Here is a 23,057-nt window from a genome sequence, read left to right as displayed (position 1 = left end):
TAGCTCATCGGGGCGCCGCCACCCGCTCGACCAGGCCCTTGAGCACCAGGTCGACCTTGCGGCCTTCGATCTCGGCGGCGGCCGACAGCACGAGGCGATGGCGCAGGGCCGGGATCGCCAGGGCCTTCACGTCGTCGGGCACCACATAGTCGCGGCCGTCCAGGGCGGCGCGGGCGCGGGCGGCGACCGCCAGCATGGCCCCGGCGCGCGGCGAGGCGCCGGTCTCGATGTCGGTGGAGTCGCGTGTGGCCCGCACCAGATCGACGATGTAGCCGACCACCTCGTCGGTCAGCCGCACCTGGGCGACGGTCTCGACGGCGGCGTCGATGGCGGCCCGCTCCAGCACCGGCGTCACGCCGAACGAGGCGGGATCCATCTGACCGGTCCGCTGGCCGTGGCCGACAATGATCGCCCGCTCCTGCTCCACGCTCGGATAGTCCAGCACGTGCTTGAACAGGAAACGGTCCAGCTGAGCCTCGGGCAGCGGATAGGTGCCCTGTTGCTCGATCGGGTTCTGGGTGGCCACCACGGTGAAGCGCGGGCTGAGCGCGTGGGAGACGCCGTCGATGGTGACGTGGCGCTCCTGCATGGCTTCCAGCAAGGCGGCCTGGGTCTTGGGCGGCGTGCGGTTGATCTCGTCGGCCAGCAGCAGCTCGCAGAACACCGGCCCGCGCGTCAGGCTGAAGGTCGAGGTCTGGAAGTTGAACAGGTTGGCCCCGATCACGTCGCCCGGCATCAGGTCCGGCGTGAACTGGATGCGGCCGTAGTCCAGCGCCACGCTGCGCGCGAAGCTCTGGGCCAAGAGCGTCTTGGCGGTGCCGGGCGGACCTTCCAGCAGCACGTGGCCGCCGGCAAACAGGGCGATCAGCAGCAGGTTCACCGCCTCGTCCTGGCCCACGACGGCCTTGCCGATCTCGGCGCGGATCCTGGCGGCCAGCGCCCCCACATTAGTGACGTCCACGGATCAGCTCCTGTTTCCAAGCATGAAGGTCGCGGGCCACGCGCGTCAGGTCCGACACGGTCGCGGCCCGCGCGCGCTCTGCGAGCGCCGAATAGGTATGGGTCGCGCCGACCGTCCGGCTGACGCGATCCAGGAAGTCGTCGAGGGCTTGGCCCTCCAGCCCGCGCGGCGCGCCGATGGCCCGCGCGGCCGAGGCGCGGATCAGCTCGGCATAGCGCGGGGCCATGCGCGCCTCGCGGCCGGCCAGGCGGATCAGGCCGGCGGTGTTGTCGGCCAGGGCCGTCTTGCCCAGGGCCACGGCGCGGCGCGCCTGCAGCGAAGGCCCGAAGCGCGCCACCGCCTGCAGGCCCGCCAGCACGGCCAGGGCGACCATCACCAGGGTCGCGCCCAGCAGCGGCGGCTCCAGGGCCAGGCGCAGCAGGCTGCGGGTGCGCTTGAAGCCGTGCAGGGTGACGTCGAAGATCACCGGCGTGCCCTTGGCCCGGATCAGGTTCAGCATGCCCACCGCGTTGCGGGCGCCGTTCACGGTCTTGAGCCCGGTGGTGTTGAGCAGGTCGGCGTCGGCCAGCACGTAGGTCTGGGTCTTGGCGTGCATGGCCAGCACCGCCGCGCCGTTTTGATCCTTCAGCACCGGCGTCCAGCCCTCGCCCGACAGGGTGCGCGAAGCGCGCTCGCGCACAGGACCGCCCATCGCCTGGCCGCTCGGCCGCGACAGCCGCACCTCGCGATCGCCTTTAAGGGTCTGCAAGGTGAGCCCCTTGCGCAACGACTGTGGCAGGACGGCGAGGCTGACCTTGTCCGGCTCGACCTCCAGCGTCGTCGCCCACCCCTTGTGACGCGGATCGGGTCCTGCGCGCCACTTGGGCAGGACGATCAGGATCGGCCCCAGCTCCTCGAAGGCGTCGAAGGCCTTGAGGTCGACGGTCGAGCCGGCGGGCGGCGTCAGCACCAGGAGCCCCCCCGCGGCGGAGGGCAGGTTTCCACGGCTGGTCAGCACCGGCTCGCCCGACAGGGTGAGCAGGCGCGCCAGGGCCGCATAGCCGACCGACGAGCGCGACAGGGCGTGGCCGCCGCCATCGTCGCCCTTCTTCAGTTCCGGCGCATAGGCCGACAGTACGCCCAAGCCCGCCACGCTGATGATCCCGACCAGGACCAGGACGATCATGGTCATCGGCGAAAAGCCGCCTTGCGCCTTCCACCGGCTCATCCGCGCCACCCCTCGGGCAGGGCGAAAGCCTCGTAGGCCGAGCGACAGGCGGCGAAGTCGTCGCCGTCCACGGGGCGGCCGCCGAACAGGCCGCGCTCGACCACCCGGGCGATGCTGGCGAAGGCGGGGCGAGCAGCGTCCGGCAGGGCGGGCAGGACGGCGATCTCGCGCGCGGTCAGCGAGATGCGCAGCGCCCTGGGGCGGTGTTTCTGGATGTCCTCGACGCTGCGCAGCAGGATCAGGTGCGCGGCCTCCAGGAACTGGCCCTGAGCCGCCAGTTGGTCGGCGGCGGCCAGCAGGTCGCGGGCGTGGCCGGCGTCGGGCCGCCAGGGCGGATCGGCGCTCAGGCGCGGCCCTTCGGGGCGAGCGGCCGGCTTGCGTAGGCGCAGGATCTCTCGGGCGATGGCGTAGAGGATCAGCAGGACCAGCACCGCCAGCCCGATCCAGAACACGTATTTCATGTAGGGCGCGAGATGGCCGAGGAACTTGCCGAGCGCGATCAGCCATTCCGGCGGCTTGGGCGGAACCAGGGTCTGGTGGTCGAACTGGAAGGTGGAATCGTCACGCAGGCGCTGCTGCGCCAACTGGACCTTCGCATCGGACGCCGTCTCAGAAACCCTCACGCCCCGAACCCAAAGTCGCTCCAATGCGCGACCGAAGCGCTGCGCCCCAACCCACGACGCGGGCATCATCGGCTCAACCTTACGACGTGGCAATGGGGTTCGACGCTTGACTCATCCGTTAGCAAACACTAACCGTTAGTCATGACTAACGTTCAAGGCGCCTTGACGGCTCTGGTCGACCCTACCCGGAGGGCGGTGTTCGACCGCCTGTCGGAGGGACCATCCGACGTCGGCTCGCTGGCGGCGCGGCTGCCTGTCAGCCGCTCGGCCGTCTCCCAGCACCTGAAGGTGCTGAAGGACGCGGGCCTGCTGACCGACGAGGCGATCGGGACCCGCCGGGTCTACCGCATCGATCCGGCGGGCCTGGGGCCGCTGCGCGCCTGGCTGGATCAACATTGGGACCGGGCTCTCAGCGCCTTCGCCGCGCTCGCAGACCATTTGGCCGACGAACTGGAGGACGAAGAATGACCGCCACCCTCATCCGCCCCGCGCCGATCCGCAAACGACTGGAGCTGCGGGCCACGCCCGAGCGCGCCTTCGCGGTCTTCACCGAGGCGATGGGCAAGTGGTGGCCCAAGGAGCACTCTATCGTCCTGGCCCTGCACCAGACCCCGCAGGTCGAGGTGAAGATCGAGCCCCAGGTCGGCGGTCGCTGGTACGAGATCGGCGAGAGCGGCGCGGAGTATCAGTGGGGCGAGGTCCGCGCCTGGGAGCCGCCGGCCCGCCTGGTGCTGGTCTGGCGGCTGAACGCCGAGTTCCAGTACGACCCGAACCTGGACACCGAGGTCGAGATCCGCTTCGTCCCGCGCCCCGAGGGCGGCACGGTCGTGGAGTTCGAGCATCGCGGCCTGGAGGCCTTCGGCGCCAATGCGGCCGAGATCATGGCAGGCATGGACGCCGGCTGGGGCATGATCCTGGGCCAGTTCGAGGCCTTGGCGGCGGCGTAGCCTACTCCGCCTGTCCGCCTACCAGGGCCTGGGCGTAGTGGTGGCGATCGATGATCGGGCGGCAGAAGATCAGCACGCCGTCGATCACCGCCGGCTCGGTCAGCAGGGCCTTGAACCAGACATTGGCCTCGTGCGCGCCGGCGTGCAGCGCCGTGACCCGGTAGCTGTGCCGGCCGGTCACGGCGGCGGCGGCCGAGACATGGGGATCGTCACGCAGGCGTGCTTCCAGATTGCTCAGGTCCTGACCGTCGCAGAGCCGCGTGCGCAGGTCGGCGATACAGTGGCAGACGGTGTCTGGCAGCTTCACGCGATCGATCAGCTTGAGCATGCCGCTCTGCTTGAAGCGGCTGATGATCCGGAACGCCGTCGTCTGCGAGACGTCGAACAGCTGGGCCAGTTCCTGCACTGTCGGCAGGGGCTTGCCCTCCAGCTTGGCGATGATCTCGAGGTCGGCGGCCAGGCCGTCGCGCGGCGCCGTCGCCTGACGCGAGGGCTGCGGCGGTCCGGGTCTGATCTGGTTCACGGGCGCCTCGCCTGGTCGCCCCACCGCGACCCGGCGAGTTAAACGCGGAAGCGCCTGAATAGCAATGAAATTCTCTGATTAGAGAATTTGCGCCCGTTAAGAGAAATGCTCGGACTCAGGGCTTCTTCGGGGTGAACAGCAGGTCGTGATAGTCCCAGCTGAAGTCGACGATCGGCGAGACCGCCTTCATCGTCACGCGCTCCACCCCGCCGTCGGCGTTGAGGTTGAAGGTGACATAGGCCGGCTCAAGGGTCTTGTCGTCGAAGCGGGTGACGAAGGTGTCGTACTGCCAGTGCTCCAGCTTGCCGGCCATGCGCGGGGTCGACTTGAAGTCGATCCGCAGGCCGCCCTCGCCGTTGGTCACCGCGATGTCGCCATACCAGGGATCGCTGTAGGTCCCCGCGTACTTGGTCGTCGGTAGCGAGGGCCCGACACCGGCCGGCTTGGCCTGGACGGCGCCCAGGCTCTTCAGCGCTCCGGCGACCAGCTGCTTCTTGTAGGCGATGTACTTGTCGCCCCACGGCTCGGGCTTGAGACCCAGATAGTGGTCCAGCAGCTCGTACATCAGTCCACGGACGAGTTCGCCGTCCTCGCTGTTCAGCTCGATCGAGAAACCGACATTGCGCTCGGGGATCAGCACCACGGCGGTCTTGAAGCCCAGCACCGCGCCGCCGTGCCAGACGATCTGGGTCCCGCGATAGTCCTGGATCTGCCAGCCCAGGGCGTAGGCCTGGAAGGTCGGCTTGGTGACCTCCATGCCGGCTGGAGCCCGCTCCAGCGGCTGGATCACCGTGGGCTGCCACATGGCCTTGCTCTGGGCCTCGCTGAACAGGCGCTTACCGTCGGGCAGAGCGCCCTTGGCCAGCTGCAGCTTCAGCCACTTGGTCATGTCGTTGGCGCTGACCGCCATGCCGCCGGCCGGCGCTGCGCTGGTCGACAGCTCGTCGCGCTCGTCGAGGACCTCCTGGTCGCCCGCCCCGCGCAGGCCGCCGTTCATGCGGGCGTGCGGCTGGGCGCGGTTGGCGATCTGGAAGCGGCGGCCATCGGTGGTCGAGGTCGCCATGCCGGCGGGCGCGAAGACGTGCTCGCGGACATAGTCCTCCCAGGTCTGGCCGGTGACCGCCTCGATCATCTGGCCGGCGACCATGTAGAGGACGTTGTCGTAGGCGTAGCCGCTGCGGAAGCTGGTGGCGGGCTTGAGATAGCGCAGGCGGCGCACGGCCTCGGCGCGGGGGATGTTGCTGCGCGGCACGAACAGCAGGTCGCCCTGCCCCAGGCCCAGGCCGCTGCGATGGACCAGAAGGTCGCGCACGGTCAGCTCGCGTGTCACCCACGGGTCGTACATCTGGAAGCCCGGCAGGCGGTCGGCGACCTTGTCGTCCCAGGAGAGCTTGCCGGCGTCGACCAGGGTGGCCAGGGCCGCCACGGTCATCGCCTTGCCGGTCGAGCCGGTCATGAACAGGGTGTCGCCGTCGACCTTCTCGGGACTGCCCAGCTTGCGCACGCCGTAACCCTTGGCCAGCACGGTCTGGCCCTCGTCGACGATGGCGATCGACAGGCCCGGCGCGCCGACCTTCTGGCGCAGCGCCTCGACATGGGCGTCGAAGTCCTTGGGCGGCTGGACGACGGGACCGGCGGCCATGGGGGCCGCCTGGAGCGCGGCGGCGAGGACGAGGCTGATCATGGGACCTCCGGCTGAAAGGCGGGACGCTTGGCGAGACGGATGAGCCCGATGGTCGCCAACGGAGCGACGTAGAGCGCGATCAGGGCGTAGGCGAGCAGGCGATAGCCGCCGGCGATCAAGCCGACCAGCCCGACCCGCTCGGCCAGCACCATGCAGAAGACGAGCAGGGCCAGAGCACAGAGCGCCCGGGCGCGGACGCCGAACGGACGGCCCAGCCGCGCCTGGACAGCGCCGGCGACGCGTTCGTTGATGGCGTGGACCGCGCCCGTGCCGCTCTCCAGCAGGGCCGCGAACACCATCACCTGGAACAGCAGGCGGAAGATCGGCAGGTTCAGCTTGGCCAGCAGCACGTCGGACGGCAGGGCCGCTGCGCTGACCTCGGGCGCGTAGGCGCACATGCAGACGAAGAAGACGAAGGCCGGGATCATGGCCAGCGGCCCGGCGATCAGGCCGGCCGTCACGGCGTCGCGGTCGCTGAGCAGGTGGCGGGTCACCGGCAGGATGATCACCGCGCCGATGATATTGTAGCCGGCATAGGTGGCTCCGCCGGCCAGGGCGTCGCCGCCGAACTGGAACGGAACCGAGAAGGCCGCCGCCACGTCGTGGCCGAAGGTCGTCAGGGCCAGCACCAGGAACAGGCCATAGACGCCGTAGAGCAGGATCGAGACCCAGGCGAACAGTTGCTCGACCACCTTGTTGCCGAAGGCGGTGAAGGCCGTGACGCCGGCCAGCAGGGCCAGCATCCCGGCCCACTTGGGCGCGCCGAACACGGCGTGGCCGATCTCGCCCGCCGCCGCGCCGAACACGGCCAGCACGATGACCACGAAGAAGGCGTAGGCCAGTTCGAAGGCGATCCAGCCGCGCCCCAACAGGGCCTGGAAGAAGCTGCGATAGTCCCGCGCCCCGTTCGCCCGCGCGAACAGGAAGGTCAGGACGCACATGCCGCTCCAGATCAGCGTCGCCAGCGTCAGGCCGACGAGGCCGCCCCAGGGGCCGGCGGGCATGAAGAACTCGGCGATCTCGCGACCGGTGGCGTAGCCGCCGCCGATGACGGCGGCCTTGAACGCCAGGCCCGGCAGCAGCCAGCGGCTGAACCAACCGGAAGCCTGACCGCTCATGCGAGGCAGGAATCCAGCAGGCGCTCGAACTCGGGTCCGCCGCGCAGCGGGTCGGCGGTCGGCAAGCCCAGGCGCGTGGCCACGGCCTCGATCTCGGCCGCCGCCGCCTCGGGCGACAGCTTGCCGGTGTTGAGGCTGATCCCGGCGCAGCGGATGTTCGGATTGGTCACCCGGCCCAGGGCGATGGTCGCCTCGATCACCGCCTCGATGGTCGGCAGGCTGTAGCCGGCATGGCCGAGGATCTCGGTGCGGCCCGGCTCGTGGCAGACGACGAAGGCGTCGGGCTGGCTACCCTGCAGCAGGCCCAGCGACACCGCGCCATAGGCCGGATGCATCAGCGAGCCCTGCCCCTCGATCACGTCGATATGGCTGGCGTCGGCGGCCGGGCTCAGCATCTCGGCCGCGCCGGCGATGAAGTCGGAGACCACCGCGTCGATCGGCATGCCGGCGCCGGCGATCATGATCCCGGTCTGGCCGGTGGCGCGGAAATCGACGTCCAGCCCCCTGCCCTTCAGCCCTCGGGCGATGGCCAGGGCGGCGTACTTCTTGCCCAGAGCGCAGTCCGTGCCGACGGTCAGGATCCGGCGGCCGGAGCGCCGCGCGCCCGAGCCGACGGGAATACCCGGCGGCGGCGTGCGCACGTCGATCAGTCGACGCCCGGTCCGCTCGGCGGCGGCCTTCAGCTCGGGAATGTCCGACAGCCTGGCGTGCATGCCCGAGATGATGTCGAGGCCTGCTTCCAGGGCCTCGATCAGGCCGGCGATCCAGCTGGACGGGATGACCCCGCCCGCATTGGCCACGCCGATCACCATGCCCCGCGCGCCCTCCGCCGCCGCCTGGGCAGGGGCCAGCGCCGGCAAGCCGGTGCTGACCCGCGCGCCAGGCAGGACGAACTCGCCGACGCAGCGGTCGCCGACCCAGTCGCGCAGGCCGAACGCCGTCTTGGCGTAGCCGGGCTCGACGGTGTCGCCGAGGAACAGGAGGTAGGGCGACGGCAGGCCGCCCTCCTCTTCCCGCGCCTCGTCTCGCGTGACTCTGGCGATAGCGCTCATCCGATCAGAAGCCGGCCGTGAGGCTGACGCCGATCGTGCGCGGACGGAGCACGCCGGTGCCCATCGACCCGCCCGGATAGACCGGCAGGCCGTTGGCGGTGAGCGCGCTGGTCGAGATCTTGCCGTCGCCGTCGGTGGCGTTCTTCACATAGGCCTCCAGGTCGACCTTGCCGATGGTGATCCCGGCCCGCAGGTCGAGCACTTCGTAGGACGACAGTTGGCGCTGCTTGCCGTTCGCGGTCCGATAGGTGGCGTCGAAGGTGCCGCCCTGCTTGCCCACCATCCGCAGCGAGGCGCCGACATAGGCCTGCTTGTCGCCGATGGTCCACGAGTAGTCGCCGTTGAAGCCCATGCTGAGCTTGGGCGTGAAGGGCAGCTTGTCGCCCTTCTTGCCGCCGACCAGGGCGCTGGTGTCGCCGGCCAGCGTCACCTCGGTATAGGCGCCGTTCGCCGACAGCGTCAGGCCGTTGGCCAGGCGCGCCGTGGCGTTGAACTCGACGCCTTCGCTCTTGGCGTCGGCGCCGTTGGCGTTGATGCCGAAGTTGTTGACGACCGTCAGCAGCTGGATGCCCTTCCAGTCGATGTGGAAGGCGGCCACGTCCAGGGTCAGGCGATGGTCGGCGCTCTCGCCCTTGAAGCCGACCTCGTAGCTGGTGACCGTGTCCGGCGCGAAGCTGGACGGGGTGTTGGCCGGGGCGCTGGGCGGGATCACGTTCGGGCCGCCGGGGCGATAGCCCTTGGCGACGCGACCATAGACCGAGCGGTTCTCGTCGATCTTGAACTTCGGGGCCAGCGAGTAGGTGAAGACGTTGTCCGAGGACTTCAGGTTGCTGTTGACCGGCGTGCCTCCGGCCAGCGCGCCCTTGGCCGCCTGGCTGGCGACCTGGTCGTTGTGGCTGTAGCGGCCGCCCAGGTCGACATCGAAGCGCTCGCCCAGATGGACCGTGGCGTTGGCGAAGCCGGCATACTCCTTGTAGCGCGAGCTCAGGCTGACCTCGGCCAGCAGGGGCAGGGTCGTCAGCTGGTTCAGCGTGCCCGGCGCCACGGCGATGTACTGCTGGAAGATCAGGCCCTTCTCGTCGGTATGGTAGCCGCCGATCAGCCACTCGAACGCCGCGCCCTCGTTGGAGACCAGGCGGACTTCCTGGGTGTATTTGCGATTGTTGGTGTTCTGGCCGAGATACAGGTCGTTGGCCGCGCCGAACACCGACTTGATCAGACCACTGAGGTTGAACGAGGCGTCGTCGCGCTTGGTCTGGTTCAGCTCGCTGTAGCTGGTGGACGCCGTCAGCGTGCCGATGCCGACGTCGTAGTTCATCACGGCGTTGTAGACGCGGTAGTCGACGTCCGAGAACGCCGGCACGAACTGCGACAGGGTCGGCCGGCCGTACCGGGTCTTCAGGGTGTTGGGGTCGCTCTCGACCACGGTCGGGGCGTCGGCCTTGATGTCCTGCAGCACCGTCGTCAGGCGCAGGTCGAACTTGTCGTTCGGCTTGAACATCAGCGAGGCGCGGCCGCCATAGACCTTGGCGTCGTTGATGTTCTCCTCGACGTCGGAGCCGCCGGTGCCGATCGAGTCGATGAAGCCGCCGTCCTTGCGGTAGAAGCCCGAGGCGCGCACGGCGACCGTCTGGCTCAGCGGGATGTTGACCACGGCCGTGGTGCGATACGACATGTCGCCGCCCTTGGCCTGCTCGACCGCGACGCGGCCGCGGGCGCTGTAGCCGCCGGTGTCGGGGGTGTTGGTCACGAACTTCAGCAGACCGCCCATCGAGCTGGCGCCGTAGAGCGTGCCTTGCGGGCCGCGCAGCACCTCGATGCGGGCCACGTCGAAGGTGTCGAAGTCGCCGGCCAGGACGGCGCCGTTGACCAGCGCGCTGCTCGAGCCGAACGGGGTCTCGTCCATATAGACGGCCACGGTCGAGGCGACGCCGCCGGTGTTGACGCCGCGCATGACCAGGCGGCCCTGGCCGGGCGTGCTCTGAACCAGCTGCAGGCCGGGCACCAGCTTGAGGTAGTCGGCGAAGGTGGTCGCCTGCACGGTCTCCAGCGCGTCACCCGACACGACCGAGATCGCCTGCGGGATGTCGATGACCGTCTGTTCCCGTTTCTGGGCGGTGACGACGATCTCCTCGACGGTGGAGACGGACTTTGAACTTGGGTCCGCATCGGCCGCGAAGGCCGGGGCCTGAGCCATCAGCAGCGCGCCGGCGGCGCTGGTGATCAGCAAGGTCGCACGATTGAGCTTCATCCTATTCCCCCTCGTTGAATGCGCGCGACGGCCCCGGAGAGACCTGCCCCTTCCGTCGGCGCTGGGGCCTGCTCGGATATTCCCGTGCTCGACCCTGCCTATTACGAATGTGTAATCCTAATTAGGACACTGTTATCCCAATCAGAGAATTGTCAATCGCAATTGGAAACTAGTTGGAGGAACCGTTCGCCTCGGCGCGGCGCGCCCAAGGATCGATCAGTCGCAGGAGGATCGCGGCGGTAACGGCCAGCCCCGCGAGCAGGGCGAAATAGGCCGTGTGGCTCATTCGGCTCCACAGCGTGCCGACGAGGCCGGCGCTGAGGCTGCCGGCGAAGATGGTCAGGTACCAGGCCGCGACCGTGGTCGCGCCGAACCCTGGCGGCGCCAGGCGCGCGAACAGGCCAAGGCCCGTCGGCAGGATGAAGAGTTCGCCGAAGGTGTAGATGCCGAAGAACACCACCAGCCACAGCCAGTGCGCCTTGCCCCCGCTGAAGGCGTCGACCGCGCAGAGTACGCCATAGGCCCCGGCGACGATCAGGGCGCCGGTCGCCATGCGCTGGGCCGGAGACGCTCCCTGCCCGTGGTCGGCCCGGCGCTTCCACCCGGCCAGCAGCATCGGCGTCATGGCCATGACCAGCAGCGGGTTCAGTGACTGGAACCAGGTCATCGGCACGGTCCAGGATCCGAGGCTGCGGTTCACCCCCGCGTCAGCCCAGAGGGCGACCGTATTGCCGGCCTGCTCGTAGGCGCCGCGGAACACCGTTACCGACAGCGCGACCCCGGCCAGCACCAGCACGGTCGGCAGGCCCATCCGGCCCTTGGCCGTGGGCTCGACCTTGGTCGGCTTCTGCTCGGCCGGCAGGTACTTCTGGCCCCACAGGTAGATCAGCAGGCCGGCCAGCATGCCGATGCCCGCCAGGGCGAAACCGACGTGCCAGCCGAACAGCTCGCCCAGGGTCCCGCACAGCAGCGGCGCGAGAAAGCCGCCGATGTTGATGCCCAGATAGTAGACGTTATAGGCCCAGCCCCGCCGAGGATCGTCGGCCGCATAGAGGTCGTTGATCTGGCTCGGCAGGGTCGGCAGGAACAGCCCGTTGCCCAGGGCGATCGTCGCCAGGGCGACGAAGAGCAGGTTCTCGAAACCCATCATGAAATGGCCGGCGGCCATGACACTGGCGCCGATGATGATCGCGCGCCGCTTGCCCAGCAGCCGGTCGGCGATCACCCCGCCGACGATCGGCGTAAAATAGGCGCAGGCCGTGTAGGTCCCGTAGATCAGGGACGAGGTCCCCTGGGCGATCAGCAGCTGCTTGGTCATGTAGTAGACCAGCAGCGCGCGCATGCCGAAGTAGGAGAACTGTTCCCACATGTTCGTCAGGAACAGGACGGTCAGGCCGCGCGGCTGACCGAACCACGGCGAGGCGTCGAGGGCCTTCTGGGTCATGCGGCGACTGCTTGCGCCGGAGCGCCCCAGACGCCGTCACCGGCCCAGACGGTCCCGTCGCGATAGACCGCGCCCGGCGGGCGGTCCTCGGCCAGGAAGGTCGCGCCGTCGAGGTCGACGAGATCGCAGACCTGGCCCAGCACGAAGCCGGGACCGGTGGCGAGGCTGGTCCCGACCATGGTCCCGACCATGACGCCCAGGCCCAGCCGCCGCGCCTTGGCGGCCATCAGCAGGCCCTCGGTCAGGCCGCCGCACTTGTCGAGCTTGATGTTGATGACTTGGAAACGGCCCACCATGGTCGCCACGTCGGGCAGCGACACACAGCTTTCATCGGCCGCGATCGGGATGGGGCTGTCGAAGCCTTCCAGCTCGTGCTCATGGCCGCGCGCGAGAGGTTGCTCCAGCAGCGAGACGTTCTGCTCGACCAGGGTCTCGACCAGTCCGTCCAGGTCGGCGCGGGCGAAGCCCTGGTTGCCGTCGACACCCAGCCAGGCGTCCGGGCGGGCAGCGCGGATGGCCCGCACCCGGGCCTGGTCCAGGGCGAGATCCCCGGTCAGCTTGATCTTGATCGACCTGGCCTGGGTGTAGCCGATCGCGCCCTGGGCCATGACCTCGGGCGTGTCGGCGCCCAGGGTGAAGGTGGTGCGCAGCGGCCGGGGCGCGTCCATGCCCGCCAGCTTCCAGACGTGGAGACCGGTGCAGGCGGCCTCCAGGTCCCAGAGCGCGCAGTCGATGGCGTTGCGCGCCCCGCCCGGTGGCAGGATGAAGCGCAGCGCTTCGCGGGTCGGCCAGGCCTCGATGGCCTCGCGCACCGCCTCGATCTGCGCCCGCATCCCGTCGACGCTCTCGCGCAGGAAGAAGACCCCGGACGCCTCGCCGCGTCCGCTTCGACCACCTTCCGACAGTGTCACGACGATGATCTCGGACGTGTCGAAGACGTGGCCGGCGATGCGGAAGGGCTGGGCCAGGCGAAGGGTTTCGCTGGCGATGTCCAGGGTCAGGCGGCCCATCAGTAGTGCACCGACAGGGCCAGCAGGTGGAAGGTCAGGGCGACATAGGTCAGCAGCAGCGCGGCCAGCAGCAGCAGCACGCTCCAGAGCTTGCGCGCCCAGCCGCGGCCGTCGGTCCAGGTCAGCCACAGGTTCCAGCCGGCGGTGAGCACGGCGATCGGGAACACGACCCAGCCCAGGCCCTGGAGCAGCAGCATGATCCCGTCCATGCCCCCGGCCATGGCCGCGGCGCTTTTGGTCATGCTGGTCACGCCGACGGCCCAGGCGATCATCAGGCCCAGCAACAGGCCCGCCCCGCCGCGCGCGGCGCGCGAGGCCAGCAGCGCCTTGCCAGTGATGTCGGCCTTGGTCTTGTAGCGGCGACGGATCATCGCCACGACCGGCCAGTAGAGGAAGGTCAGGGCCAGGACGCCGATGCTGGCCATCAGGGCCGGCATGATCCAGGCGCCGTTCTGGCCGGCCGGGATGCGGTCGAAGACCATGAAGGGCGAACCGAAGTCCCAGCTCCAGCGGACCGGCTTGCCGTCGACGACCTGGGCGGCCAGGCGATCGTGACCGCCGACCTCGCGCCAGACATAGGGGGCGATCTCGACCCATTCCTTGGGACGGCCGTTGGCGCCCAGGATGCTGGGGACGATCAGCTCGCCCTTGGGACCCACGGCGACCTTGGCCTGACCCATCATGTAGAACAGCGACAGGAAGGTGCTGTCGGCGCGGCGGCTGACCGACCACGGACCGGCCATGGCCTTGGCGTGCTCGGCGGACGTCTTGGCGTCGACCTTGCCGTCCGGCGCGCCGCCGGTCGCGGGCAGATAGCGGTCCGAGAAGTCGCGGAAGATGGCCGTGCGCAGCGTGCCCGCCGCGCCCTGGCGACCGCCGCTGTTCAGCGACAGATAGAGGCCGACGTTCTCGTTCATGTAGAGGTGCAGCGAGGAGTGGAAGCCCTCGGTGTCGCCCAGGTGGCCGATCACGTACCGATTGTTGATCGAGGTCTGGAAGAAGCCCAGCTCCATGCGGTCCAGCGGGCCGATCAGCGACTTGGGGTTCACCTTGTCCAGCGGGCTGTAGTGCATGGTGTGGGCCGTCTCGGCCGACAGGATCCGCGCGCCTTCCAGCTCGCCGCCCTGCAGGTGGGCGATCATGAAGCGGCCCATGTCCGAGCCGGTCGACGAGGCCGAGCCGGCCGGGGCGGGACCGACGATCTCGAAGCCCTTCGAGGGCTGGCCGGGCTTGCCGTAGCCGATGGCGTCCGTGCCGGCCAGGTTGGCGGGCAGCGGCTGGCGGAAGGTGGTGTTGGCCATCTTCAGCGGGGCCATCACGTGGTGGTCGAGATAGTCGTTGAACTTCTCGCCCGACACGCGCTCGACGATGTAGGCGGCCAGGGCCGTGCCGTAGTTCGAATAGGCCGGCGTCACGCCCGCGTCGAAGATACGCTTGGGCACATGGTTCTTCAGGTACGCGCCCAGCTCAGGCTCGGGCTTGCCGTAGAAGATCAGCTCCTTGACCACCTCCTCGAAGCCGGCCGTGTGGGTCATCAACTGGCGGGTGGTGACGGGCTTGCCGTTGCGGGCCGGAATCTTGAAGTCGAGATAGGTGTTGATGTCGGCGTCGAGGTCGATCTTGCCGGCCTCGACCTGCTGCATCACGGCGGTCCAGGTGAACAGCTTCGAGATCGAGCCTGGACGGAAAAGCGTCTTGTAGGGGTCGACCGTCGTCTTCTTGTCGCGATCGGCATAGCCGAAGCCGCGCGTCGTCAGGATCTGGCCGTCCTTGACCACCGTGACCACCGCGCCGGGAATATCGCCCGTGCGCAGGGCGTAGGGCATGTAGCCGTCCAGCCAGAGGTCGACATCGGCCTTGGTCAGGCCTGGTGCGGTCGCCGGCGCGACCTGCGCGGCCGGCGCGGGCTTGGCCGCCATGGCCGCCTTGGCCACCGGCGGCGGCGCCGTTTCCTGCCGTGTCTGGCCGTCGGCCGGGCTGACGCCCGCCGCCAGCAGCGCGAACACCGCAAACGCGGCCCCCTTGATCGCTCGCATCCCTTGCCTCCCCTAAGACTGACAGCGGGATTGCCCCCGGTCGGCCCAGCCGATAAATTGGGTGAACAATCCTGATCAGGACAATTGCTATCCTGATTGGAAAATTCGTCAACCGCCTTCGAGGAGTCGCGGCGCGTGCCTGCTAACGTCCACACGCTTGGAACCCTGCTTCGTGGACTGAGAGATCGTGAGGGCTGGACCCTCAAGCAGATGAGCGAGAAGAGCGGCATCCCCGTCTCGACGCTCTCGAAGGTCGAGCACGACCGCCTGACCCTGACCTACGACAAGCTGCAGCAGCTTTCGCAGCGGCTGGGCATGCGGATGTCGGAGCTGTTCGCGGAAGAGGGCGCCGCCAGCGCGCCGCAAGCCGTCACGGCCCGCCGCAGCCTGGGCGAGATCGAGCGCGCCGTGCGCGTCGAGACCCCCAACTACGACTACTACTACCTGCACACCGAGTTGCGCGGGAAACGCATGATCCCGGTGATCACCAAGATCCGCGCCAAGACCGCCGAGCAGTTCGGCGACCTCGTGCGCCACGCGGGCGAGGAATACATCTACGTCCTGAAGGGCCGGATCGTCGTGAACACCGAGTTCTACGACCCGGTGATCCTGGAAGAAGGCCAGTCGATCTATATCGACTCCAGCATGGGCCACGCCTACGTCGCCGCCGAAGGCTGCGAGGAGGCCGAGGTCCTGGGCGTCATGTCCAGCTCGGACGAGGAGCTGATGAAGGCGCTGCTGGACCTACACGAGGATCAGAAGGCGGCGGGGCGCTAAGGGCGCCAAGCGCTCAACGAGCGCTGTCGCCCGCTCTCGCGGCCATGGCCGGATAGTGCTGGGCGAACGTGCCCTGCACGGCGCCGGTCGAATTGTGACAGGCCGCGCAGGCGTTGCCCGCCGGGAGCGGCTTGGCCGAAGCGGCGCCCGGCCGGAACACATAGAATCGCCGCCCGTCGGGATGCCGGCTGTCGAGAACCTCAAGGCTGAGAAGACGCTCGACGCGCTGGGCGTACAGGACGCGCTCGCCTTTCTTGGCGGGGCCAGGGGCGCCGTTGCGCTCGAGGCCGTAGAAGGTCACGGCGAGAGTCGCGCCATCGGGAAACCGGCCATCGGATCGAAAGCGATCGTACGCCTCGGGTCGCACCTGCACGTGACGCATCTCGTCGGGTTGCTCCAGGCCGTCGGCGTCGAGGCGCAGCGTCGTCCCCAGGGTGACCCATCGGTCGAGGTCCGTCGGCCGGGTCAGCTCGCTAACCGTGACCTCGGCGGACACCTGGCCGTTCGCCGGGCGGTTGGTCGCCGCGACCAGGGTCGCGATGGCGATCGCGCAGATGCCAAGGCGCGGAAGATAGAGGGCGGGATCCATGGTCGTGGGCTCGTCTCGGGGCGACAGGCCTCACGGGTCAGGCATCCCCGGCCCAGCTCGCAACGGCTATGCGACAAGGGGGGCGCTGGTTGCGTCCAAAGTCCGCCTTTCGGAGTTCGCCAAAAGAAAAGGGCGCGCCGAAGCGCGCCCCGAGGGAGAAGTCCGCCTAGAAGGAGGGAAGCCTAGAACCGCAGCGTCACCGCCAGCGAAACGTTCCGCCCGGCCCGCATCTGGAACAGCGTGTCCTGGCGCTTGCTGTCGATGTAGAGGCGGTTCTGTTCGTCGGTCAGGTTCTGGACCTCCAGGATGACCTTGATGGAGTCGTTCACGCTGTAGGAGGCCGAGGCGTCGACATAGATGGTGTCGTCGTTGCCCTGCAGGTCGCTGCCCGGCGAGGCCGGGATGCCGCGAATGAACTTGTCGCGGTAGTTGGCCGTGGCGCGGGCGCTGAACTTCTTGTCCTCGTAGTAGAGCGTCGCCGAGGCGGTGTTCTTCGAGAGGCCCACGAGGTCCGCCGTGGTCGTCGCCGTCGGCACGCCGCCGGCGCTGGCCAGAATGTAGTCGATCTGCGAGGTCACCCGCGTGTAGTTGGCCAGCACGCCGAAGTTCTTGAACACGCCCGGCAGGAAGGTCAGCGGAGCCTGCAGGTTGAACTCCACGCCCTTCAGTGGACCGCCGGGGGTGTTGAACGGCGTCGAGACCGTGAACAGCTCGTCCGGCAGGGTGTTGGAACCGATCAGCAGCTCGTTGGGCAGGCCCAGCTGGTTGAACGGGATCTGCGTGTTGACCCGCTGGATGTAGGTGTTGATGTCCTTGTAGAAGAACGCCGCCGAGATCAGCGAGCCGGGGGCGAAGTACCATTCGACGGCCGCGTCGAAGGTCTTGGCGCGGATCGGGTCCAGGAACGGGTTGTTGACGGTGCCGGTCCGGGTGATCGGGTTGACGCCGCTGGTCGGAGTCAGGGTGCCCAGTTCCGGACGGGTCATCACCTTGGCGGCCGCGAAGCGCAGCAGCAGGTCAGGGCTGGTCTCGATCACCAGGTTGGCCGAGGGCAGCCAGTCGTTATAGGTCCGCTCGACCTCGCCGTAGCGGCCGACCAGGCCGGTGGGCGAAGCGGCCGACGAGACGGCGACATTGCCCGAGCTCATCTGGTCGGTGTGGACGTAGCGCACGCCGACGTCGCCGCGCACGCCCAGGCCGTGGACGTCGTCCAGGTCGAACTCGCCCATCAGGTAGCCGGCCGAGACCTTCTCGCGGATGCGGGCGTCCGCGTGGCCGCAGTTGACGGCGCAGACGCGCGACTGGCCCAGCTTGAGCGCGTCATAGAGCTTCTTCCAGTCCAGCGCCGCCCAGGTCGACGGCGCGCCATGGCCCCACAGGCTGTCGAGGCCGGTGACCTGCTTGGAAAGGCTGGCGACCGTCGTCCCGGTCGGCAGGGCCGTCACCAGGGTGTCGGGGGTGTAGTACCGGGTCTCGAAACCCTTCTGCTCGGCGCGACGGAACTGGCCGCCGGCGCGGATCTTCAGGGCGTCGTTGACCTTGAAGTCGAGGTCGACCTCGCTCTTCATGCCGAAGGTGCGCGAGCCGCCCGGCTTGCCCTGCAGGCTGAAGCCGCCCAGCACCGTGCCGTCGGCCAGGCCCGGGGCGTAGGTGAAGTTGGCCGGGTTGGAGACGTCGAACCCGTACTTCAGGACGGGCGTGCTCTTGCCGTCGCGATAGTCCAGCGAATAGCCGTCGACGTCGATCGCATCCATGAAGGTCTGCATGCGCATCTTGTCTTCCCAGACAGACTTGTTGACCCCGACCACGCCGGAGACGGTCAGGCGGTCGGTCAAGTCATGCTTGAAGTTCAGATTGGCCTGCTTGTAGGTCGTGACGAAGTTCGAGTGCAGGCCCTCGGAACGGACGTCGACGCCGTCGAACAGGGCGTATTGCACCGAGCCGTTCGGGGCCAGCTTGACGTCGCGGATCGACATCATCGGCTGGCCGTTGTTGGACGCGCTGCGGGCCAGGGAGATGGCCTCGATATACTGGTCGTCGCGAGTGACCTCGAAGCGCGAGTACAGGACGTCCAGCGAGACGTCCGTGCGGTCGTCGGGCTGGTACTGCAGCGAGAACGCGCCGCCGGTGCGCTTCTGGGTCTGTTCGGAGTTGGTGTAGCGCGGGATGCGCGGGAAGAACGCGCCGCTGCCGGGCGTCGTCGCCGCGTCCGAACGGCGCGCGTCGAAGACCGCCTGGTATGCCGCCAGGGTGCTGGTGCGCGGATTGCCGGTGCTGCAGTTGGCCGCGTCGGTGCCCTTGGCGGCATTGAACGCCGGGTTCGGGGTCGCGTAGCCGACGGGCGAGCAGAACAGGCCGTTGGTGTTGGCCGACAGGATGTCGACGGCCGAGTAGCCGACCTCGCGCAGGTGGCGCTTCTGGTAGCTCAGCGCGCCCAGCACGCCGATCTTGCCGTCGGCGAACTTCTTGGACGCCAGGGCCGAGATGCGCGGGTCAATGTCCTTGGCCACCGAGTTGCGGCTGCCGCGGGCGGTGATGGTGAACACCTGGTCGCCGCGCTGGTCCAGCGGACGCGGGGCCGACAGGTCGACCGTGGCGCCCAGCGAGCCTTCCTCGACATCGGCCGAGGTGGTCTTGCGCACCGTCAGCGCCGAGAAGATGTCGGTCGGGAAGACGTTGAAGTCGAACGAGCGGCCGCTGTTGCCCGCGCCGTAGATGTCGGAGGCGCCGGTCTGGGACGCGCCTTCCATGCCGTTGATGCGCACGCGGGTGAAGCCGGCGCCCAGGCCGCGCACGCTGATGTTGCGGCCTTCGCCGCCGTCGCCGCGCGCCAGGGCCACGCCCGGGATCCGCTGCATCGACTCGGCCAGGTTGGCGTCGGGGAACTTGCCGATATCCTCGGCGACGATGGTGTCGATCGCGGCCGCCTCGGCCTTCTTCTCGACCAGGGCCTTGCTCAGCGAGGCGCGGAAGCCCGAGACGACGATCGTCTCGACCTCGGTGGCCTCCTGCGGCGCGGACGCCGGCGCTGTCTGGGCCTGAGCCGCCAGGCCAGAACCGACAGCAGCGGCCAGGGCCAGCAGGGAAACGGCCACGACCCGGCGGCGACGCGTGATGATGCGTTCCATCAAAATTCCTCCCTTTTTGGCTTTTCACGATCGCCCCGAAGGGTCGTCGCCAAGCCTTTTCGTGAACTCGAAGACCGAAGGGCGCGCCCGAGCCGACCCGTGCGGCGCCCGCCTGACCTAGTGCAGGACCCCGCGCGCGCCTCCGCCGAAGTCCCACAATAAGAGTATTAATCCCATAATTTGGAATAAGGGGTTATCTCATAGGTGGAGATCGGGCGCAAGAACTTGTCAGACAAATTAACGGCGTTCGCGCGCCGCTGCTCTTTGCTCAAGGCCGCTCCAGGAGGGAAATCCCGTTCTCGAGCCCGCGCCTGCGGATCAACACGACCAGGCGTCGCCTCGCGCCGGCGGCAACCCTGGGTGGATGGGGGATGCGCCGCCAGTCTTGTGCGACACGGCTTTCTGCGCCCTAATCGGGGCGGCCGCCGGCGACCACTCTTGGATGATCGGCCGGCCAAATCGCGTCGGCGCGAACTCAAGCTGTAGCGCGCTTGCCGCAGCGTCCGCTGGGCCGGCGACGCGTGTGCGATCTACCGTCGTTCCAGGTGAAGGGGGACTAGAGCATTGGTCACAACGGGTTCCACGGACTGGTCGATTCGCGCGGCTGGTCCGGCCGACAAGCCGGCGATCCTGGCGCTGATCAACCTGATCCAGCCGCACATACCGTGGTCCTCGGAACACTATGACTGGCAGTTCTTTCAGGGCCCCGCCGGCCCGGCGGAGGTTCGGATCATCGAAGCCGACGACCGCGTCGTTTCCCTGTACGTCGGAGCCCGCAAGCACCTGTGGGTGGACGGTGCGGTTCGGCGCGGGATCATGGTGCAGGACGTGCTGACCGATCCCGACTATCGAGGCCGAGGCTTCCTCAATGGCATGGCGACCGCATTCCTTGCGGAAATGCGCGACTGGGGCGACTGCGGCTACACCTTCCCGAACAAGCTCTCAGAGAACAGTTTCCGTCGCTCTGGCTGGACCGAATTGACCCCCATTCCGGCGCTTCAACTCTCCCTCGCCACCGACGCCAAGGGTGGAAGCGAGTCAGGCGGCGATCGCCTGACGGAGGTCGCCGCGTTCGAGCCTTCGATGGACGAAATCTGGCGCTCGGCGGGCTTGCGAGTCGGCGTGGTGCGCGACGCCGCCTATCTCAATTGGCGCTACGGCCGGCCCCAGACGGCGTATCGCCGATACCTGGTCGAAGGTGATCGCGGGTACGTGGTCCTCAAGGTCTATGATCGCGGCGACGCGAAGGTGATGCACATCTGCGATCTCGTGCTGCGGGCCGACGCGCGACAGCTCTGCGACGCGGTGCTGGCGGACGTGCGCGGGCTGGCGGCCGATATTGGCGCGAGCCTTCTCACGGCGTGGCTGCCGGCGGGTCACCCGTACCGGCCGCAGTTCGAGGCGGCGGGCCTGGCGCCGGATCCGACCAACGACCGATTTGCGTTCACCACCGGACCAGACGCCGCGCTTGGCGTCCTGTGCCAGCCATCGCACTGGCATCTGTCCCAGGGCGACAGCGACGTTTACTAGGGGCCATGATGCGAAACGCTTTGATCCTCGTCGCGCACGCCGACGACGAGACGCTCGGCTCGGGCGGGCTGATCCAGAAGCTCGTCAAGCAGCAGTGGAACGTCGACGTGGTCATCATGTCCGACGGCACGCTCACTGTTCGCGGGGTTGTCGAGGACAATCGCGAGGATGCAGTGACGGCCTGCAAGATCCTGGGCCTAACGAAGCCGCCGGTCTTCCTCGGGTTCGAGGACCAGAAGTTCGACACCTATCCGATGGCCGATCTGGCCAACGCCGTCCTGGAGCTGCGGCTGGAGCCGGACCTCATCGTCACCCACGTCGACACCGACCTCAACATGGACCACCGGCTGGTGTGCGAGGCGGCGAAGATCGTCGGGCGCCCCAAGCGCAAGCCCGTCGCCATCCTCGGCAGCGAGATCCCGAACACCTCGTTCTGGAACGGCCACGTGTTCCCAGCCAACTACTATGTCGACATCAGCGGCGAGATCGAGACCAAGATCGAGGCCTTCGCCGCCTATGGGAACGAGCTGCAGGCCTATCCCCACCCCTGGTCGCGCGAGGGCTTGAAGCTGCTCAGCCAGTATCACGGGATGCAATGCGGCTGCCCGCATGCCGAGGCCTACCACATCATCAGGGGGCACTCCGGGCTGCTGCCGTAGAGAGCCTGGCGGCCCGGGAGGGACTCGAACCCCCGACCTTCGCTTTAGGAAAGCGCTGCTCTATCCTGCTGAGCTACCGGGCCCGCTTCGAGGCGGGCGTTGGGTCAATAGCGCAAGATGGCGGGGATGCGAACCCCGCTGACAACGGCTAGAGACTGACTCAGGGCGAAGCTGGGGGGCGAACGCTGTGCGGCATCTGAAGTCGATCTATGTCCAGGTCCTGATCGCGATCGCGCTGGGCATACTGGTCGGGGCGTTGTGGCCGAAGATCGGGGTGGCCGTGAAACCCCTCGGCGACGGTTTCATCAAGCTGATCAAGCTGGTCATCGCGCCGGTGATCTTCTGCACCGTGGCCGGCGGCATCGCCCGGATGGGCGACATCAAGGCGTTCGGTCGGGTGGGCGTCAAAGCCCTGGTCTATTTCGAGGTGGTCTCGACCCTGGCGCTGGTGCTGGGCCTGGTGGTCGGACGCATCGTCCAGCCGGGCGCCGGCTTCAACATTGACCCCGCGACGCTCGATCCCTCCATCGCCGCCGGCTATGTCGAGAAGGCCAAGCACGGCGACAGCCTGGTCGAGTACCTGCTGCACCTGATCCCCGACACCTTCTTCAGCGCTTTCAGCGAAGGCAACCTGCTGCAGGTTCTGGTGATCGCCATCCTGACGGGCTTCGCCTGCACGCGGATGGGCGACTTCGGCGACAAGGCCGCCAATGTGCTGGAGGACGCCTCCAAGCTGTTCTTCGGCATCATCCACGTGGTGGTCCGCCTGGCGCCGATCGGCGCGTTCGGGGCCATGGGCTTCACCATCGGCAAGTACGGCGTCGGCGCGCTGATGCAACTGGGCGCGCTGGTGGCGACCTTCTACGTCACCGCGCTGCTGTTCGTGCTGGTGGTGCTGGGGACGATCGCCTGGGCCAGCGGCTTCTCGATCCTGCGGTTCCTGGCCTATATCCGCGAGGAGCTGCTGATCGTGCTGGGCACCAGCTCGTCGGAGTCGGTGCTGCCGCAGATCATGGAGAAGCTGGAGAACGCCGGGGCCCGCCGCTCGGTGGTCGGGCTGGTGATCCCCACCGGCTACAGCTTCAATCTCGACGGCACCAACATCTACATGACCCTGGCCACCCTGTTCCTGGCCCAGGCGACCAACACCCACATCAGCCTCGGCCAGGAGCTGGCCCTGCTGGGCATCGCCATGCTGACGTCCAAGGGCGCGTCGGGTGTGACGGGGGCGGGCTTCATCACCCTGGCCGCGACCCTGGCGGTCGTGCCCGACATCCCGATCGCGGCGCTGGCCGTGCTGGTCGGGGTCGATCGGTTCATGAGCGAATGCCGCGCCCTGACCAATCTCGTCGGCAACGGCGTCGCCACCCTGGTGGTCGCGCGCTGGGAGGGCGCTCTGGACCGCGACCGTTTGACGCGTGTCCTGAAGGGCGAGCCGGCGACAACCGACGCGAGCACGGTCTGACATCATTGAGTGCGAAGTCGCGCACTGTTCGCCTAGCGCCTTGACCTCAAACG

The 23,057-nt window shown here is 68.2% G+C and carries 19 protein-coding genes and 1 tRNA gene; 6 read left to right on the top strand and 14 right to left on the bottom strand.

Annotation, left to right across the window (positions count from 1 at the left end):
- Positions 1–4: 4 nt before the first annotated feature.
- The 3 genes from AC07NN_RS01730 to AC07NN_RS01720 are packed head-to-tail and all read right to left on the bottom strand — an operon-like array spanning position 5 to position 2,791.
- Positions 5–961 carry an AAA family ATPase gene (locus AC07NN_RS01730; RefSeq protein ID WP_494637421.1) on the bottom strand — a complete coding sequence of 319 codons (957 nt, stop codon included), beginning with the start codon at positions 959–961 and terminating at the stop codon, positions 5–7.
- Positions 948–2,168: a hypothetical protein gene (locus AC07NN_RS01725; protein ID WP_494637420.1), complete on the bottom strand. Its 1,221-nt coding sequence runs from the start codon at positions 2,166–2,168 to the stop codon at positions 948–950. Before AC07NN_RS01725 ends, AC07NN_RS01730 begins: the two co-directional genes overlap by 14 nt.
- The gene (locus AC07NN_RS01720) at positions 2,165–2,791 is read right to left on the bottom strand and encodes a DUF4129 domain-containing protein (RefSeq protein WP_494637419.1); all 627 of its coding nucleotides are present in this window, start codon (positions 2,789–2,791) and stop codon (positions 2,165–2,167) included. The genes AC07NN_RS01725 and AC07NN_RS01720 overlap by 4 nt, the downstream gene beginning before the upstream one ends.
- 141 nt (positions 2,792–2,932) lie before the next feature.
- On the opposite strand from AC07NN_RS01720, the gene AC07NN_RS01715 reads away from it, so the two are divergent.
- Both AC07NN_RS01715 and AC07NN_RS01710 read left to right on the top strand, forming a co-directional pair.
- Positions 2,933–3,259 (top strand): ArsR/SmtB family transcription factor, encoded by a 327-nt coding sequence (locus AC07NN_RS01715; RefSeq protein WP_494637418.1) that lies wholly within the window; start codon positions 2,933–2,935, stop codon positions 3,257–3,259.
- On the top strand, positions 3,256–3,738 hold the full coding sequence (locus AC07NN_RS01710; protein WP_494637417.1) for an SRPBCC family protein: 483 nt from the start codon (positions 3,256–3,258) through the stop codon (positions 3,736–3,738). Before AC07NN_RS01715 ends, AC07NN_RS01710 begins: the two co-directional genes overlap by 4 nt.
- 1 nt (position 3,739) lies before the next feature.
- Here AC07NN_RS01710 and AC07NN_RS01705 read toward each other — a convergent pair whose 3' ends face one another.
- The 8 genes from AC07NN_RS01705 to AC07NN_RS01670 all read right to left on the bottom strand — a co-directional run bounded on the left by AC07NN_RS01705 (position 3,740) and on the right by AC07NN_RS01670 (position 14,856).
- Positions 3,740–4,261, bottom strand: coding sequence for a hypothetical protein (locus AC07NN_RS01705; RefSeq protein ID WP_494637416.1), 522 nt, complete (start codon positions 4,259–4,261; stop codon positions 3,740–3,742).
- 115 nt (positions 4,262–4,376) lie between these two features.
- Positions 4,377–5,945 carry a serine hydrolase gene (locus AC07NN_RS01700; protein ID WP_494637415.1) on the bottom strand — a complete coding sequence of 523 codons (1,569 nt, stop codon included), beginning with the start codon at positions 5,943–5,945 and terminating at the stop codon, positions 4,377–4,379.
- On the bottom strand, positions 5,942–7,063 hold the full coding sequence (locus AC07NN_RS01695) for a YkvI family membrane protein (protein WP_494637414.1): 1,122 nt from the start codon (positions 7,061–7,063) through the stop codon (positions 5,942–5,944). Before AC07NN_RS01695 ends, AC07NN_RS01700 begins: the two co-directional genes overlap by 4 nt.
- On the bottom strand, positions 7,060–8,115 hold the full coding sequence (locus AC07NN_RS01690; protein ID WP_494637413.1) for an N-acetyltransferase DgcN family protein: 1,056 nt from the start codon (positions 8,113–8,115) through the stop codon (positions 7,060–7,062). The genes AC07NN_RS01695 and AC07NN_RS01690 overlap by 4 nt, the downstream gene beginning before the upstream one ends.
- Before the next feature lie 4 nt (positions 8,116–8,119).
- Complete coding sequence (locus tag AC07NN_RS01685; RefSeq protein WP_494637412.1) at positions 8,120–10,366, bottom strand: TonB-dependent receptor; 2,247 nt, start codon at positions 10,364–10,366, stop codon at positions 8,120–8,122.
- A 169-nt stretch (positions 10,367–10,535) separates the two neighbouring features.
- A complete protein-coding gene (locus AC07NN_RS01680) occupies positions 10,536–11,810 on the bottom strand; it encodes a peptide MFS transporter (RefSeq protein ID WP_494637411.1) in 1,275 nt (424 codons plus the stop codon).
- The gene (locus AC07NN_RS01675) at positions 11,807–12,820 is read right to left on the bottom strand and encodes a dipeptide epimerase (protein WP_494637410.1); all 1,014 of its coding nucleotides are present in this window, start codon (positions 12,818–12,820) and stop codon (positions 11,807–11,809) included. The genes AC07NN_RS01680 and AC07NN_RS01675 overlap by 4 nt, the downstream gene beginning before the upstream one ends.
- Positions 12,820–14,856: a serine hydrolase domain-containing protein gene (locus AC07NN_RS01670; protein ID WP_494637409.1), complete on the bottom strand. Its 2,037-nt coding sequence runs from the start codon at positions 14,854–14,856 to the stop codon at positions 12,820–12,822. Before AC07NN_RS01670 ends, AC07NN_RS01675 begins: the two co-directional genes overlap by 1 nt.
- 135 nt (positions 14,857–14,991) lie before the next feature.
- Between AC07NN_RS01670 and AC07NN_RS01665 the strand changes: the two genes are divergently transcribed.
- On the top strand, positions 14,992–15,633 hold the full coding sequence (locus tag AC07NN_RS01665) for a helix-turn-helix domain-containing protein (protein WP_494637408.1): 642 nt from the start codon (positions 14,992–14,994) through the stop codon (positions 15,631–15,633).
- A gap of 13 nt (positions 15,634–15,646) precedes the next feature.
- Here AC07NN_RS01665 and AC07NN_RS01660 read toward each other — a convergent pair whose 3' ends face one another.
- A complete protein-coding gene (locus AC07NN_RS01660) occupies positions 15,647–16,222 on the bottom strand; it encodes a cytochrome P460 family protein (RefSeq protein ID WP_494637407.1) in 576 nt (191 codons plus the stop codon).
- A 182-nt stretch (positions 16,223–16,404) separates the two neighbouring features.
- Positions 16,405–19,350, bottom strand: a complete 2,946-nt coding sequence (locus AC07NN_RS01655) for a TonB-dependent receptor (RefSeq protein ID WP_494637406.1) — start codon at positions 19,348–19,350, stop codon at positions 16,405–16,407.
- A gap of 564 nt (positions 19,351–19,914) precedes the next feature.
- Here AC07NN_RS01655 and AC07NN_RS01650 point away from each other — a divergent pair.
- Both AC07NN_RS01650 and AC07NN_RS01645 read left to right on the top strand, forming a co-directional pair.
- Positions 19,915–20,880 (top strand): GNAT family N-acetyltransferase, encoded by a 966-nt coding sequence (locus AC07NN_RS01650; protein WP_494637405.1) that lies wholly within the window; start codon positions 19,915–19,917, stop codon positions 20,878–20,880.
- An 8-nt stretch (positions 20,881–20,888) separates the two neighbouring features.
- Positions 20,889–21,539 carry a PIG-L deacetylase family protein gene (locus tag AC07NN_RS01645; RefSeq protein ID WP_494637404.1) on the top strand — a complete coding sequence of 217 codons (651 nt, stop codon included), beginning with the start codon at positions 20,889–20,891 and terminating at the stop codon, positions 21,537–21,539.
- 6 nt (positions 21,540–21,545) lie between these two features.
- On the opposite strand, the gene AC07NN_RS01640 is transcribed toward AC07NN_RS01645, so the two are convergent.
- A tRNA-Arg gene (locus AC07NN_RS01640) sits at positions 21,546–21,622 on the bottom strand.
- Between the two features lie 113 nt (positions 21,623–21,735).
- On the opposite strand from AC07NN_RS01640, the gene AC07NN_RS01635 reads away from it, so the two are divergent.
- The gene (locus tag AC07NN_RS01635; protein WP_494638169.1) at positions 21,736–23,004 is read left to right on the top strand and encodes a dicarboxylate/amino acid:cation symporter; all 1,269 of its coding nucleotides are present in this window, start codon (positions 21,736–21,738) and stop codon (positions 23,002–23,004) included.
- Positions 23,005–23,057: the final 53 nt, after the last annotated feature.

The sequence above is a fragment of the Caulobacter sp. GW821-FHT09H08 genome, from assembly GCF_059415885.1.
Note: the sequence above shows the minus strand (reverse complement) of the source record. Positions and strands in the feature narration are given on the sequence as shown.

What these genes read in the sequence shown, in the direction of transcription:
- AC07NN_RS01725 (WP_494637420.1), bottom strand. Translation starts at nt 2,168, where the DNA reads ATGAGCCGGTGGAAGGCGCAAGGCGGCTTTTCGCCGATGACCATGATC.
- AC07NN_RS01715 (WP_494637418.1), top strand. Translation starts at nt 2,933, where the DNA reads ATGACTAACGTTCAAGGCGCCTTGACGGCTCTGGTCGACCCTACCCGG.
- AC07NN_RS01710 (WP_494637417.1), top strand. Translation starts at nt 3,256, where the DNA reads ATGACCGCCACCCTCATCCGCCCCGCGCCGATCCGCAAACGACTGGAG.
- AC07NN_RS01700 (WP_494637415.1), bottom strand. Translation starts at nt 5,945, where the DNA reads ATGATCAGCCTCGTCCTCGCCGCCGCGCTCCAGGCGGCCCCCATGGCC.
- AC07NN_RS01695 (WP_494637414.1), bottom strand. Translation starts at nt 7,063, where the DNA reads ATGAGCGGTCAGGCTTCCGGTTGGTTCAGCCGCTGGCTGCTGCCGGGC.
- AC07NN_RS01690 (WP_494637413.1), bottom strand. Translation starts at nt 8,115, where the DNA reads ATGAGCGCTATCGCCAGAGTCACGCGAGACGAGGCGCGGGAAGAGGAG.
- AC07NN_RS01685 (WP_494637412.1), bottom strand. Translation starts at nt 10,366, where the DNA reads ATGAAGCTCAATCGTGCGACCTTGCTGATCACCAGCGCCGCCGGCGCG.
- AC07NN_RS01680 (WP_494637411.1), bottom strand. Translation starts at nt 11,810, where the DNA reads ATGACCCAGAAGGCCCTCGACGCCTCGCCGTGGTTCGGTCAGCCGCGC.
- AC07NN_RS01675 (WP_494637410.1), bottom strand. Translation starts at nt 12,820, where the DNA reads ATGGGCCGCCTGACCCTGGACATCGCCAGCGAAACCCTTCGCCTGGCC.
- AC07NN_RS01670 (WP_494637409.1), bottom strand. Translation starts at nt 14,856, where the DNA reads ATGCGAGCGATCAAGGGGGCCGCGTTTGCGGTGTTCGCGCTGCTGGCG.
- AC07NN_RS01660 (WP_494637407.1), bottom strand. Translation starts at nt 16,222, where the DNA reads ATGGATCCCGCCCTCTATCTTCCGCGCCTTGGCATCTGCGCGATCGCC.
- AC07NN_RS01655 (WP_494637406.1), bottom strand. Translation starts at nt 19,350, where the DNA reads ATGGAACGCATCATCACGCGTCGCCGCCGGGTCGTGGCCGTTTCCCTG.
- AC07NN_RS01645 (WP_494637404.1), top strand. Translation starts at nt 20,889, where the DNA reads ATGCGAAACGCTTTGATCCTCGTCGCGCACGCCGACGACGAGACGCTC.